Source organism: Aquimarina megaterium XH134, assembly GCF_000520975.1.
Classification (GTDB): Bacteria; Bacteroidota; Bacteroidia; order Flavobacteriales; family Flavobacteriaceae; genus Aquimarina; species Aquimarina megaterium.
The window spans coordinates 1-14,998 of record NZ_JACB01000082.1; the positions used below are offsets into that span (position 1 = coordinate 1).

At 33.3% G+C, this 14,998-nt stretch carries 13 protein-coding genes; 4 read left to right on the top strand and 9 right to left on the bottom strand.

The features are described 5' to 3' along the window. Positions 1-350: 350 nt before the first annotated feature. Complete coding sequence (locus tag Z053_RS0126825; protein WP_025668062.1) at positions 351-1,064, bottom strand: DUF4294 domain-containing protein; 714 nt, start codon at positions 1,062-1,064, stop codon at positions 351-353. 112 nt (positions 1,065-1,176) lie between these two features. Between Z053_RS0126825 and Z053_RS0126830 the strand changes: the two genes are divergently transcribed. Further along, positions 1,177-2,268 (top strand): M42 family metallopeptidase, encoded by a 1,092-nt coding sequence (locus tag Z053_RS0126830; protein ID WP_025668063.1) that lies wholly within the window; start codon positions 1,177-1,179, stop codon positions 2,266-2,268. Between the two features lie 66 nt (positions 2,269-2,334). Here Z053_RS0126830 and acs read toward each other — a convergent pair whose 3' ends face one another. The 7 genes from acs to Z053_RS0126865 form a co-directional block, all read right to left on the bottom strand. Then, a complete protein-coding gene (gene acs / locus Z053_RS0126835) occupies positions 2,335-4,287 on the bottom strand; it encodes an acetate--CoA ligase (protein ID WP_035097055.1) in 1,953 nt (650 codons plus the stop codon). 146 nt (positions 4,288-4,433) lie between these two features. Continuing rightward, positions 4,434-4,802, bottom strand: coding sequence for a response regulator transcription factor (locus Z053_RS0126840; RefSeq protein WP_025668065.1), 369 nt, complete (start codon positions 4,800-4,802; stop codon positions 4,434-4,436). Positions 4,803-4,825: 23 nt separating this feature from the next. After that, positions 4,826-7,519 carry an ATP-binding protein gene (locus Z053_RS0126845; protein WP_025668066.1) on the bottom strand — a complete coding sequence of 898 codons (2,694 nt, stop codon included), beginning with the start codon at positions 7,517-7,519 and terminating at the stop codon, positions 4,826-4,828. 316 nt (positions 7,520-7,835) lie between these two features. After that, positions 7,836-9,623, bottom strand: coding sequence for a sodium:solute symporter family protein (locus tag Z053_RS0126850; protein ID WP_025668067.1), 1,788 nt, complete (start codon positions 9,621-9,623; stop codon positions 7,836-7,838). 91 nt (positions 9,624-9,714) lie between these two features. Further along, on the bottom strand, positions 9,715-9,978 hold the full coding sequence (locus Z053_RS0126855; protein WP_025668068.1) for a DUF4212 domain-containing protein: 264 nt from the start codon (positions 9,976-9,978) through the stop codon (positions 9,715-9,717). A 12-nt stretch (positions 9,979-9,990) separates the two neighbouring features. Next, positions 9,991-11,223, bottom strand: a complete 1,233-nt coding sequence (locus tag Z053_RS0126860; RefSeq protein ID WP_025668069.1) for a hypothetical protein — start codon at positions 11,221-11,223, stop codon at positions 9,991-9,993. Between the two features lie 123 nt (positions 11,224-11,346). Next, the gene (locus tag Z053_RS0126865) at positions 11,347-11,766 is read right to left on the bottom strand and encodes an IS1/IS1595 family N-terminal zinc-binding domain-containing protein (protein ID WP_025668070.1); all 420 of its coding nucleotides are present in this window, start codon (positions 11,764-11,766) and stop codon (positions 11,347-11,349) included. A 150-nt stretch (positions 11,767-11,916) separates the two neighbouring features. Here Z053_RS0126865 and Z053_RS0126870 point away from each other — a divergent pair, with 150 nt between their 5' ends. From Z053_RS0126870 to Z053_RS0126880, 3 genes are all read left to right on the top strand, one after another. Further along, positions 11,917-12,468 (top strand): NUDIX hydrolase, encoded by a 552-nt coding sequence (locus Z053_RS0126870; protein ID WP_025668071.1) that lies wholly within the window; start codon positions 11,917-11,919, stop codon positions 12,466-12,468. A gap of 97 nt (positions 12,469-12,565) precedes the next feature. Next, complete coding sequence (locus Z053_RS29455) at positions 12,566-13,018, top strand: Dps family protein (RefSeq protein WP_035097059.1); 453 nt, start codon at positions 12,566-12,568, stop codon at positions 13,016-13,018. Continuing rightward, on the top strand, positions 12,996-13,874 hold the full coding sequence (locus Z053_RS0126880; RefSeq protein WP_051476158.1) for an NHL repeat-containing protein: 879 nt from the start codon (positions 12,996-12,998) through the stop codon (positions 13,872-13,874). The genes Z053_RS29455 and Z053_RS0126880 overlap by 23 nt, the downstream gene beginning before the upstream one ends. Positions 13,875-14,029: 155 nt before the next feature. On the opposite strand, the gene Z053_RS29460 is transcribed toward Z053_RS0126880, so the two are convergent. Next, positions 14,030-14,998: 3-coathanger stack domain-containing protein (locus tag Z053_RS29460; RefSeq protein WP_035097061.1), on the bottom strand; the 969-nt coding region annotated here is incomplete at its 5' end.

Genomic DNA, 14,998 nt, shown 5'->3' on the forward strand with positions numbered 1-14,998 from the left:
CGTTTTGCGGGTGCAAACATATAACCATTTATTAAAACAACAACACCTTTTGGTATAATTTTTTACAAAAAATAAGGAATATGCTGATTTTAAAAAAGATAGAAAGCGAAGATAAGAAATTTAATCAAAATAGAAATAGATTTTTGATACTTTTTCTATGTTTAAATACCTAAATGTGGTTATATAATATATTGTTTTGTATTAGGGATGGAAGTGGCATCCTTTTGTTGGTCCTAAACAATTTAAAAAACTACAGTTTTTAATCCTACATCTATAAAGAAAATAAACTACTATACAACAAAAGATACAACGTACAGCCCGGTCCCTTTTTTCTGGGGAAATACCCGAAATTAATTTTTAGAAGAAGTTGTTTTTGATATATCAGACCATTTATTTCTTAAATCATAAAAACTAAAATCTAAAGCTGTTTTTTGTTCTTTTAAAATACTTGATTGAAAACTTCGCTGTAATATATCCTCTATCCAATAATCTTCTTCTACATTTATAGGATCGTATTTCTCTTTTAAAGAAATATTAAAAAGTTTGGCTGTATTATTATACCAAAAAGCTCTCCACCCACTTCTATATTCTTTTACTAACTCGAACATTGTTTTACCTGTTTGTCGATAAATCAATTTAACCAAGATCTGTCCTTCAGTACGAGTAAGTTTTTTTAATTCTTTGGTAAACTCTTCTTCCATGTACTTCTGCAACATTTTTATGTATCGCTTCTTTTTTCTCTTGGAGTCAATATTTTCTAATCGTTCATTAAGAGATATTAGTCTATCTGCAGCTAACTTTGCATAGGGATACACTTTTCTAGTCTTACGTCGTAGAATAAGATATTTTCTTCTTGCCAGTTTATCTTTAAAATTTAACCTCCCTAAAATAATTACTTCATCAAGGTCAATAGCCTCATGAGGAATTGTATCTCCTTCGATAATATAGTATTGCACATAACCTGTAGTATCTACCTTAGAGGTGTCCAAAAGTTTTTGATCTTTCTTTTGGGCATTACTCAAAGAAGTTAGCATTACCAAGATAATATATACCAAATGTTTTATCATAATAGATTATGAGACTTTCTAAAATTGTTCCAAAATTAATAATTAACCAATTGTAAACTGTAAAATGAATGTGAATATTGTTATTTTCGCAATAAAATGAAATAATACTATGGCAAAAAAGAGTATTCTAAATAAAAAATCCCTGACTTTTCTTGAAAAATATCTAAACAATCCTGCTCCGACAGGATACGAATGGGAAGGACAAAAAATCTGGATGAACTACTTAAAACCTTATGTAGATGAATTTATAACAGATACTTATGGAACGGCTGTTGGTGTAATTAACCCAAAAGCAAAATATAAAGTTGTAATCGAGGGACATGCTGATGAGATTTCGTGGTATGTAAACTATATTACAGATAATGGGTTAATTTATGTGATTAGAAATGGAGGAAGTGACCACCAGATCGCAACTTCGAAACGGGTTAATATCCATACCAAAAAAGGTATTGTAAAAGGTGTTTTCGGGTGGCCTGCTATACACACTAGAAAAGGCTCAAAAGAGCAAGCTCCAACCCTTGAAAATATATGTATTGATGTAGGATGTAATACTAAAGAAGAAGTATTAAAACTTGGAGTTCATGTTGGTTGTGTGATTACTTATCCTGACGAGTTTTTTATTCTGAATAAAAATAAGTTTGTTTGTCGTGCGCTTGACAACCGAATGGGAGGTTTTATGATTGCAGAAGTAGCTCGTTTACTAAAAGAAAACAAAAAGAAATTACCATTTGGTTTATATATCACTAATTCTGTACAGGAAGAAATTGGTTTAAGAGGTGCCGAGATGATCACGCATACAATTAAACCCAATGTAGCTATTGTGACCGATGTTTGTCATGATACCACTACCCCAATGATAGAAAAAAAGACACAAGGAGAAACCAAAATTGGTGATGGCCCTGTAATTTCTTACGCTCCTGCGGTTCAAAATAGGTTGAGAGAATTATTGATCGATACTGCAGAAAAGAAAAAGATTCCTTTTCAGCGTATGGCATCTAGCAGAATGACAGGAACAGATACTGATGCATTTGCATACAGTAATGGTGGTGTTGCCTCTGCTCTAATTTCTTTACCGTTGCGTTATATGCACACTACTGTGGAAATGGTACACAGAAAAGATGTAGAAAATGTTATAGAATTGATTTATGAAAGTTTACTTTCTATAAAATCAGGAGAGTCTTTTAGTTATTTTGAAAAGTAATTAATCATAACTACATATGTATTAAAAAGCCCTTGTAGATACAAGGGCTTTTTAATATATACTCTTTTATACCACATTATCCATTATCTCCTGAACTACATCTGGATTTAATAGCGTAGACGTATCTCCCAGGTTAGAAGTATCTTTAGATGCTATTTTGCGCAAAATCCTTCTCATAATCTTACCACTTCTTGTTTTTGGCAATCCACTTACAAACTGAACTTTATCTGGTTTTGCAATTGGCCCAATAGTATTAGACACTTGTTCTCTAATTTCATTTATCAATCCTTCATCTGCTACTTGATCATTATACAGAGTAACATATGCATACAGAGCGGTTCCTTTTACATCATGAGGAAAACCAACAATTGCAGATTCTGCAACCGACAGATGTTCATTGATCGCATTTTCTATAGGTGCAGTTCCCAAATTATGTCCAGAAACAATAACCACATCATCTACTCTACCTGTAATTCTATAATTGCCTGTTGCATCTCTATATGCTCCATCACCAGTAAAATACATATTTTCATATGTAGAAAAATACACATCTTTATATCGCTGATGATCTCCATAAATTGTTCTTGCTATAGATGGCCAAGGAAATTTTATTGCTAATCTTCCTTCTGAGCTTTTCGATTTAAATTCTATTTCTTTTCCCTCAGCATCCATCAAAACGGGTTGAATACCTGGCAAGGGTAATGTAGCAAATGTTGGTCGTGTTGGTGTAATCCCTGCTAATGGTGAAATCATCACTCCTCCTGTTTCTGTTTGCCACCAAGTATCTACTATAGGTGAATTTCCTTTTCCGATATTATCATTGTACCAGTGCCATGCTTCTTCATTTATTGGTTCCCCTACAGATCCAAGAACCTTAATAGAAGAAAGATTATGTTTATCTACCAATTCTAGTGGTTGCTTCGCTAGTGCTCTAATTGCAGTTGGTGCTGTGTAAAAATGGGTTACATTAAGTTTATCACAAATTTCCCAGAAACGACCATAATCGGGATAACTTGGTACTCCTTCAAACATTACAGTTGTTGCTCCAGCAGCCAATGGCCCATAAATTATATACGAATGTCCAGTAATCCAACCAATATCTGCTGTACACCAATAAACATCATCTTGTTTTTTGGCATGTATATCTTGTCCCGTAGGGGCAAAATGATCACATTGAAATACATTGGCAAAAGTATAGGTAGTATACACCATATACCCTCCAATGGTATGTACCATTCCTTTTGGTTTACCAGTAGAACCAGATGTATATAATATAAACAACATATCTTCTGCATCCATCACTTCTGCCGGGCATTCTTTTTCTACTTTTTGCAATTCATCAAACCAAAACTTATCTCTACCTTCTTGCATTGGTGTTGGCTCTACCGTTCTTCTGTATACAATAACCGTTTCTATAGAAGGTGTAGTTTTTAAAGCCTCATCACACATCTCTTTCAGTTTTACAGGCTTTGCTCCTCTATACACTTCGTTTGCAGTGATCAACATTTTACATTCTGAATCATTAATACGACTCGCTATAGCGGTACTCGAAAATCCTGCAAATACAATAGAATGTATTGCCCCAATTCGTGCACAGGCCAGCATAGCTATTGCTAATTCTGGGATCATAGGCATATATAAACAAACGCGATCACCTTTTTTAATTCCATTATTTTTTAAAACATTAGCAAAATGACAAACTTTTACATGAAGTTGCTTGTAAGTAATATGACGGGATTCTTCTGTTGGATCATTAGGCTCCCAAATAATGGCTGTTTTATTTCCAAATTTCTCTAAATGCCTATCCAGACAATTTTCTGTAATATTTAATTTACCTCCTTCAAACCATTTTACTTCGGGTTTTGTAAAATCCCACTCTAATGTTTTATCCCATCGTTTATGCCAATAAAACTTTTCTGCTATGGCATCCCAAAATTTTTCAGGATTACTAATACTCTCCTGATATGCTTCTTTATACTCAGCAAAAGAACTAAGCTGAAGTGTGTCTTTTATTTCCATGATCTGTGATTTTCTAATTTTGGTCTATTAAATTCTTTTAAAACATGTCATCGTCAAAAAATTATCGACAAGTAACTATTATTAAGGTGCAAACAACTTAAAAATAGCTGCATCTTGTTTTGAAGACTAAGATTCATTCGGTTATTTTAAGCAATAAGCTCATTGATTTCTGCCATGATCTTTTTTATTGAAAATGGTTTTGTTAAATACCTATCTACTCCCATTGTTAATCCTTTTTGAATATCTGAAGCCTTATTTTTTGCAGTCAAAAATATCACCTTAATATTCTTTGTTTCAGCATTTGACCTTATATATTTTAAGGTTTGATATCCATCTACGTTTGGCATCATAATATCCAACAGCACTACATCGGGAATCTGTGATTTTAATATTTCGATAGCTTCGCCCCCATCCCGAGCAATAAAAACCTCAAAATCATTCTTCTTGAATGTATACTCTAAAGACATTACAATATTTGGTTCGTCATCAACAATTAATATCTTCTTCTTATTCAAAATTTATTTATGTTTATTATTTACTACTTGTGCTCATCAGGAATTTCAATAATAAATCTAGCTCCTGTTTTGCAATTTTTATCGGCCCATATTTTTCCATTATGCCCTTCTATAATCTGCTTACTTATAGCTAAACCAAAACCACTACCTGCTGGTTTTTTTACGTTTTGGTTTTTGGACTGGTAAAATTTATCAAAAATATGTTTCATATCCTCGATAAGAATGCCTTTTCCGTTATCTTCTATACTAATACGAATATAATCTTTCCTTTTTTTTGATACTATTTTAATAACTCCATTTTTTTCTTCAACAAATTTAATTGCATTAGAAAGCACATTAGTAAATACCTGAAGAATTCTGTCTTCATCATATCTGGCAACTAAAATTTCTGAAGGTTTTGAATTCTTAATTTTTATATTCTTTTTTTCTGCAATTGCACGTACACCTAATATTGCTTTTTCTATGGTTAGGTATAAATCATTTTCTTTTTTATCTAGAATTTCTCTGCCAGATCCTAATTTTTCTAAATCCAGTATATCATGAATTAACTTAGTAAGACGTTCTGAATCATGAACAATGTTATCTAAAAATTGCATTTTTAGCTCATCGGGCATATCCTGACTATCCAACAACACTTCTGATGCTGCTCTAATTGATGTAATAGGGGTTTTTAATTCGTGCGCTACTGTATCCAGAAACTCATCTTTTAACTTATCATGAAGTGTTAATTCTTCATTAACCTCTTTTAATTCATCTGTAAGCTGAGTTAATTCATCTGATTTTTGTTTTAAAAATTTATTTGTAGAAATCGTCTTTTTATTTTCTTCTAAAATCTCTAATACTTCTACCAGGGTAACGGGTTGTTCTTTGACTACACTGGATATTAAAATTCTAGAAGAAGCACTACCAATACTACCAGTCAATAGTTTTTCTGAAAAATTAATTAGTCTTGCATCTGCGGCTTCAGCATTTTTAGGAAGATCGTATTTAAGATAAAATAAATCCAAAGCACGCTCTGTACGTTCTTCTCCCAAAAATCGATTCAATACTTTCCTGATATCTGAAACATAGGCTTCTCCTTTCCATACAAATGCATTTTCCTGCAAAGAATTATAATTGCTATCCACAAACATTTCTCCGTAATTACGTTCTCTATAATTTCCTTTAAAAGAAAGGGAAACCGAAAGATATACAATAACGTTAGAAAACATACTCCAAAAAAATGCATGCGTTACTGGGTTAAGGATATCTATACCAAACAATGCATAAGGTCTTAAAAGTTCGATTTCAAAAGGACCGTATACGATAAAATTCATATTACCAAATATTGTATCTAGTACAAAAGGTAAAACAAGAGTGTACCCTGTGACTAATGCTCCTGTAATGATTCCCATTTTTGCAGCTATAGAAGATCCTCTATTCCAAAATAATCCTATAAAAAATGAAGGTCCGAGTTGCGCAATAACAACAAAAGATAATTGTCCAATCGAGAATAATGACAATTCTATATTAAAATTGATATAGAAAAAATATGCTCCTAATATCAAACATAAAATAGCTATCCTTCTAATATTCTTAATATAATTGGCATTACGCTCAGGACGACTTTTACTAAATTTATCTAGAAATCCATATGGAATAATTAAGTTATTACTAAGCATAGTTGATAACGCCAATGTAGAAACAACTACCATAGAAATCACTGCCGAAAAACCTCCTAAAAACACTAGAGTTGCTAAAAACACATCTCCGTTTTGTAGAGGAAGTAATAATGAATAATAATCTGGGTTTGCGATATCTCCTAATCGTAATTTTCCGCCCCAGGCGATAAAAACAACAAATACATTAAACAACAGTAAGTATAGAGGAAACATCCAAATTGCATTTTTAAGGTCTTTTTTGGTCGTATTCTCTATCACAGAGACGTGAAATTGTCTTGGTAAAAGAAAAATTGCTAAAAAAGACAAGGCAATCATAAAATACCAATTGATACCAGACTCCAAGCTATCGAAGGTAGTTAATGATTCGAAGTCTTCTATAACCGATATTTGATTGTAAATATCTGTGGTTCCATCAAAAAGAAAATACGTAACATACCCTCCTACTCCTAAAAAGAAAATAAGTTTGATCACAGATTCTACCGCTACCGAAAAGACTATTCCTTGTCTGCGTCGCGTAGCATCTGTCGTTCTTGTACCAAAAAATGCCGCAAATACTGCCAACAAAACCGCTATATAAAATGTTGAGTCTTCAAAAATTGTTCCTGAAGAATTAACGGGATCATTAGAAATGATCTCAAAAGTCTCAGAAACTGCTTTAAGTTGTAATGAAATATAAGGTAATACTCCCAAGACACATATTATAGTCACCAAGGCTCCTAAAAATCTATCATTACCATACCTAAGAGATATAAAATCTGCAATACTTGAAACTTTATGTTGTTTTGAAATTTTGATTATTTTTTTCAAGACTACAATCCAAACTGGAAAAGCTATTACAGGCCCCAAATAGGTAGTGAGAAAACTAACTCCAGAGGTTGCTGCAATCCCAACACTACCATAATAAGTCCATGCAGAACAATATACCGCAAGTGATAATGTATAGACATAAGGATTATTAACCCAGGATCTTTTTGCTTTTTTTTCGGCCCAGAAAGCAATTCCGAACAAAAGCAGCAAGTATCCTACAATTATGAATATTAATACATAGCTATTCATAAAACTTTTTCAAAATTATAAAAGAGATCAAAATTGAAATTGCCCAAATCAGAAATACAAAAAAGTACAGTATAGGGAACCCAAAAATACTTCCGAAATGGTTAAACATAAATATCAACGGAACATTAAACAGAAAAAGCAATGCAATAGAGAGTACTACCAGTTTTTGTTGATGACGTTTTTTCATGAGAATACTTCTATTGGTTATTTATAGTTTTTGAGTTTATACACTTTAATTCTTATCGTTTTTTTAGGCAGATTATATTTCTTTTAAACCTCACAGATCTTAAACCTGTGAGGTTTAACGCCTATACATCTAATGTGTTGCTTCTCCGGCTCCACTAGGGATTCTTATATTTTCTACAATCTCTTGCACTTCTTTTGGTGGTGCCGAAGTAAACTTGGAAATCACTAATGATATCACAAAATTAATTACCATAGCAACGGCTCCAAATCCTTCTGGAGAAATCCCAAACCACCATTCGCTTGATGGAGGTAGTGTTTCGTCGAACCATCCCAATTTGTATTTTACCATATATAGCAGCATACATAAGATACCTACTACCATTCCTGCAATAGCTCCTTCTTTATTCATTCTTTTATAGAATATCCCTAACACAATGGCTGGAAAGAAAGAAGCTGCTGCAAGACCAAAGGCCAGAGCAACAACAGCTGCAACAAAACCTGGTGGGTTGATTCCAAAATACCCTGCAACACATACGGCAGCTACTGCAGAAAGACGTGCTGCAATTAATTCTCCTTTTTCTGAGATATCTGGTTTGATCATTTTCTTGATAAGATCATGAGATACAGAAGATGAAATCACTAATAACAATCCAGCTGCTGTAGATAAAGCAGCTGCCAATCCTCCTGCAGCCACCAAAGCAATTACCCAATTAGGGAGATTTGCTATTTCGGGATTTGCCAATACCATAATATCACGATCTACAAAAAGTTCGTTCTTGGTTGCAGCATTTACATTTGTAATTTTACGCTCTCCATGTTCTCCTCTATTTTTTCCGTCAAAAACCGGTTTGTTTTTATTTCCTTCAACTGCATGACCATTGGCATACTGTACTTGTCCATCCCCATTTTTATCTGCCCAACCTAATAAACCTGTATCTTCCCAGTTTTTAAACCATAAAGGAAGTTCTTCGTATTGTTTATTCTGTACAGATTCAATAAGATTTGTTTTCGCAAAAACTGCTACGGCCGGGGCGGTTGTATACAATATAGCGATTAACAAAAGGGCATATCCTGCAGACTTACGAGCATCTCTAACTCGCTTTACAGTAAAGAAGCGAACAATAACATGCGGTAATCCTGCAGTACCGACCATCAATGCCAAAGTTATAGCAAATACATCTAATATTGATTTAGACCCATTTGTATATTCTGAAAATCCTAATTCTGTACTCAAACCATCTAACTTATCCAGAAGATATGTTCCTGAACCATCTGCAATGGTATCACCAAATCCTAACTGAGGTATTGGATTTCCTGTCATCTGAATTGATATAAATATAGCAGGCACCATGAATGCGAAGATAAGCACACAATATTGTGCAACTTGTGTATATGTAATTCCTTTCATCCCTCCTAATACCGCATAAAAGAGAACGATGATCATTCCAATAATAACTCCGGTATTAATATCTACTTCCAGAAATCTGGAAAATACAATGCCGACCCCTCTCATTTGACCTGCCACATAGGTAAAAGATACGAGAAGCGCACAGAATACCGCTACTGATCTTGCGGTTTTTGAGTAATATCGATCCCCGATAAAATCAGGAACTGTAAATTTTCCGAATTTCCTAAGGTAGGGAGCCAGCAGTAATGCTAACAACACATATCCTCCTGTCCACCCCATTAGGTATACAGCGCCATCATAACCAGAAAAGGCTATAATGCCAGCCATAGAAATAAATGAAGCAGCACTCATCCAGTCGGCAGCTGTAGCCATCCCGTTGGCTAAAGGAGATACACCACCCCCGGCCACATAAAATTCTTTTGTAGAACTTGCTCTCGACCAAATCGCAATTCCTATATATAAAGCGAAGGTTAACCCTACCAGAATATAAGTCCACATTTGAACACTCATAATATATTTTTTTAGTTGTTTATAATCTTAGAAATTGTGTGAATTAAAGTAGGATCTTGTCCTAACCAAATTCATGTAATTTTCTATCTTCTTATTCTTTGTCATAACCATATTTCTTATCCAATTTGTTCATTAACCGAACATAGACAAAGATTAGAATCACAAACACATAGATAGAACCTTGTTGTGCAAACCAGAATCCTAAAGGAAAACCTCCCATATGAAATTGGTTTAACGCATCTTTAAAAAGTATTCCTGCACCGTATGACACAGCAAACCATATTGCGAGTAAAATGAATAAGTATTTAACATTTTCTTTCCAGTAGGCACTGGCTTTTTGTTGTTTTTCTGACATAGTTATTAAGTTTTAGAGATAGATCATTGCTTGTAAGGTAACAAAACTTTGCGCATCATTATCACCATATTTTATGTTTAGATATTCTAAGGTTAACTTAGAGTTATGACCACTAAAATACGCATTAGCCCCAACACCAAATGTTGTTGCATTATCATCAATAGCATCTATAGATCGCAAATTAAAAGATGTATACGGCTGAAATTTGATTTTTTTATTAGCATTAGGAATTACATACCCTACATGTCCATATACCATAGACCCTGTTTCATAGGTTTGTCCTAAAGTATAATTCTGTCCATAATCATTATTTTGATATGTTGCATAAGCTGTAATCGCTGAGCCATTACTTCCTAAAGGAGCATCGTAAAATGCATCAACTGCAAATATTGCTACATCTTCTCCTTCGAGAGTGCCATTTGTATTTGCGATTACACTTCCATCGGGATGGTAAAAGAATCCTGCACCAACATTAAATACTTTTTTACTTCCCAGATACGACCCGACTTTATAAGGCAAGAAATTGGATTCCTGATCTAAAAAATTATAATCAAAATATCCTGCAAAGTTCTTCCCAGCATCCTTAGATCCTAATAATCGTCTGCCTGCATATACTGCTGAACCATTAGCAATAGGGTCTGTGCCTTCCTGAAGGTTGTTGGTTATCGATTCATTAACAGATACACGATATTGCAATTTGCCAAATGCTCCCTTGGCATAAATCCCAATATGACGAGCAAATTGATCTGATAACCCAATATGTGCCCAGGATTGTCGATTATTATCCAGAGTCATAATATTAAGTGTACTTTGATTGTTAAGACGAGAAATCCCGTTCCAATAATGTAATCCTCCACCGATTGCATGATTTGCTCCAAGGTTGTATTGTCCCCAGACCCCATGAAAAAAAAGTTGCGAACTATCACCTTTACCCACAGGGCTTAGATTATTAGCATTTAAACTATTTAATCCAAAATGAGTAAGAATCAAAAAATCCTTATTGATTTGAGAATACATTAGAATACGTGCTCTACGGATACTGAAATCTATATTACTATCATCATCGGGAACGTCATCTGTATATCTTGCCCAAAACTGTGCCCAGGAAATAATCCTAAAGTATTTTGAACCAGATTCATTTAGCTTTACTTTAAGACCACCTGTATAGTCTGGAGATCCTTGAGAAAAGACGGAGTGCGAAATCAAAAAGCTACTTAAAAAAAGTAGTAATATGAGTTTTTTCATAATTTAAGAATTTGATTTGTAGAAAATGATTAGTACTACTTGCGTAGTTTTGTGCACTTGCTAAAATTCTAAAAATTATGTCGGGTGATAAAAATTAGTATAGTTATTTGCTAATTAATATAGTTATTCTTTAAAACGTTCCCATTTTATAAGCATAAACTTATCTCCAAGTTCTGTTACAATAACCCCTGCTCCCTTGATATTCTCTGGAGATTGAAAATAATTAGCTAATTCTAAGGAATTTAAAATCTTATAGGTAGGATGGTATTGAGAGTTATATGGCCTCTTAATATTGTATTTTTTCACCCAATTGATAACACTAACATGGGATATCCCCAAAATACGTTCGATTTCACGATATGTTAATCCTTCGAGATAAAGCTGTAATGCTTTGTTAACATAATAATCATCTATTTTTTTACCCAGCTTATTAACTGTAAAACAATAACTACATTCTTTACATCGATATCGCTGTCTTTGGTTAATTACCCCACTTTTTATATACTCAGGTGAACCGCAATTCGGACAGGTTTTAATCTTCATATATATTATTTTTGCATAAATATATTATTTTAGCAATAAAAATATAACAAGTATTTAATATTAATTATAGATAAAATTAACTTTTGCAAGGTATTCATTGAAAATATACCTTTAATTTTCCATTAAGAATGCGTAATTAAAAAAACAAATATGGCAGATGAGTTTATAGATATACTTCACAAAACAGGAGAGTTTACTGGAAAAGTAAAACTAAAGTCTGAAGCACATCGATTAGGGTTATATCATGCTAGTGTTCATATTTGGTTATTTACTGATCAGGGAAAAATCGTACTACAAAAACGAGCCGGTAATAAAGATACGTATCCCGATTTGTGGGATGTTTCTGTGGCTGGACATGTCGGGGCTGGAGAAACACCAGAGGATTCTGCGATTCGAGAGGTTAAAGAAGAAATTGGTTTGTCTGTTTCTAAAAATGATCTAATGTTTATTGGAATATATTTAGCAGAAAAAATGCCCGGACCTGATCTTTATGACAACGAATTTCATCATATATATCTTTCTCGTCTTAATGTTTCTATTAAAACGTTGACGCTTCAGGAGGAAGAAGTTTCTGATCTTACTCTTATCAATCTTGATGAATTAAAAAACATCCTTAAAGACCCAATCAAAGCCTCTGCATATGTTCCTCACGATGCTGCATATTATGATTTTATTCTTAAGAAAATCACAAATCAATTATAGTAATATGCCTATTACAACTAACTATTGTAACTTGATACTTTACTACTTGTATTATAATAATTTTGTATTGAAATTAAAAAATCAATAGATAAAAACTATGAGCAATTCAAACATAAAAACAATAGAAGCTTTAAACATATTATTAGCAGATTATCATATGCATTATCAAAAACTCAGAAATTTTCATTGGAATATCACTGGGCCCCATTTTTTTGAACTTCATGTAAAGTTTGAAGAGTTTTATGAAGATGCTAAACTGAAAATCGATGAAATTGCTGAAAGAATTCTAACACTTAGGGGTAAACCTGTTAGCAATTTTAGCTCTTATCTAAATCTTTCTAATATTAAAGAAGCAGATACAACACTTGCGGATCACGAAATGGTAGCTACTATTCTTGAAGATCATAGCGCACTTTTGAATCAATTAAAAATAGTAACTACTGCTGCCGAAGATGCCAAAGATGACGGAACCCTGGATATTACAGGTACGTATATCGGAGAGATTGAGAAAACAAGTTGGATGCTTAATGCCTGGAATCATAGAAGCTAAAATAGTAAAACTCTCTTATCTTATCCTTTTGATGACTGCTACTGTTAGTTGTCAAAAGGATAAGAATACAGATTTAATAAAAGTTAATACTTTACCCAAAATTCTTCACGAAATATCAGGTATCACTATGTTATCTGATCACAATTTGTATGCTATAAATGATTCTGGTAATAGCAATACATTGTTTTGTCTAAATCAAAAAGGAAAAATAGTACGTGAGATCAAAATCTCCGAAACCAAAAATATAGATTGGGAAGATCTTGCATATGACAAAGAAGACAATATTTACATTGGCGATTTTGGCAATAATGCTAATGACCGAAAAGATTTAGTTATTTATAAAGTTTCAGGAATTCTATCAAATACTATTGTTACCTCAAAAATTGAATTCATTTTTGAAGATCAAAAGAAATTTCCACCTAAGAAAAAAAGATTAAATTTTGATGTTGAAGCTTTTGTACACTTCAAAGGTAACCTCTACTTATTTACTAAAAACAGAGGAAAAAAATCAAAAGGAGTTACTAAGCTATATCGGGTTTCTGCCACGCCAGGAAAACATATGGCCAAACTAATTGGAGTGTATGAAACCTGCAAAAATTATTCTAATTGTCTTATCACCGGAGCCACAATCAATCGATCTGAAGATAAAATTGCCCTTCTCACACATAATAAAGTATTCTTGCTCAGTAATTTTAAGGGCGATAATCTATTTGATGGAAATATTCAAAAAATAGCATTAAAGCATAATTCTCAAAAAGAGGGAATTTGTTTTAAAAACGATTCTATTCTCTTTATAACTGACGAAAAAACAAATCATCATAAAGCTACTTTGTATAAATATCAGTTTGAAAAATAGGTTTTTATATTATTCGTCATTACATATCAAAAACATTTTTTTCTCATAAACCTTTATCTGTCTATAACACCTCCAGAGATGCTACATGATATTTTAAATCAATGTGTAGTATATTAGGAGATGTTATAGACAGATTGAGTTTATTTATTCTTTAATTAATTCTTCACTATATTCTTATATACTGTATCACCATTGGCCAAAGTAATCTTTAACACATATAATCCTGCTGGCAAATGACTCATATTAAGTTGATCTTTGTAAGAAGAGTTACTTTTCAATTTCGATTTCCCTGCATATCTACCCATATAATCATTCAGTTTCCATGAGGCTATTTGCTTTTTACTATTAATCGTTACTATACCTTTAGTTGGATTAGGATGCACTTTAACCATCTCTAATACTTCTAAAGCATTATTTTCTATACTAATATTTTCATAAGTAATAACTTCTTGTTGGCTAGTTGGTTCCTGTTCAACAGCTCCTTTTCCAGAGCATCCTTCTATATATGCTCTAAAGGATGATCCTGATTTAGCACTAAACCCAGTTTTTAGGTGAATCCAAGTTCCTGCATCATATGCCGCAGTTCCTCCACTAAAAATAACATTGGTAGCTGTAATTGTGTTTTTTGCTTCCTGAATATCTGTTTGACCAGAAAGCACATTTTGGTTAATCGTAAGGTTATCCTGGCAACTTTGAGCTAATAATACAGCTTGATGTGCATCTACCAAACCATACCCCATTTGATTATTCCAAGTTCCATTGGGTCGTCCTCCAGTAGTAGAATATGTATATGTCCCTACTTTCTGAGCAGATTGTTCGATAATCGTATTCACCTCACCAAATGTTAAGTTTGGATTAACGCTTAATATTAGTGCTGCTACTCCTGCTACTACCGGGCATGCCGATGAAGTTCCGTTAAAAGTTTGCGTATAATCTGATGTAGAATACCCATTTATCCCCTGCCTATCTGTAGTAGGCATTTTTACTCCGGGAGCTACAATATCTAATTGGGTACCATAACAACTCCCCCATCTATTCTCTCCATCACAAGAACTTGGATTTTTACGCTCTGCACAAGGACTCATTGCCCCTACTACTAATACATCTGGATTACTATTTCCTGG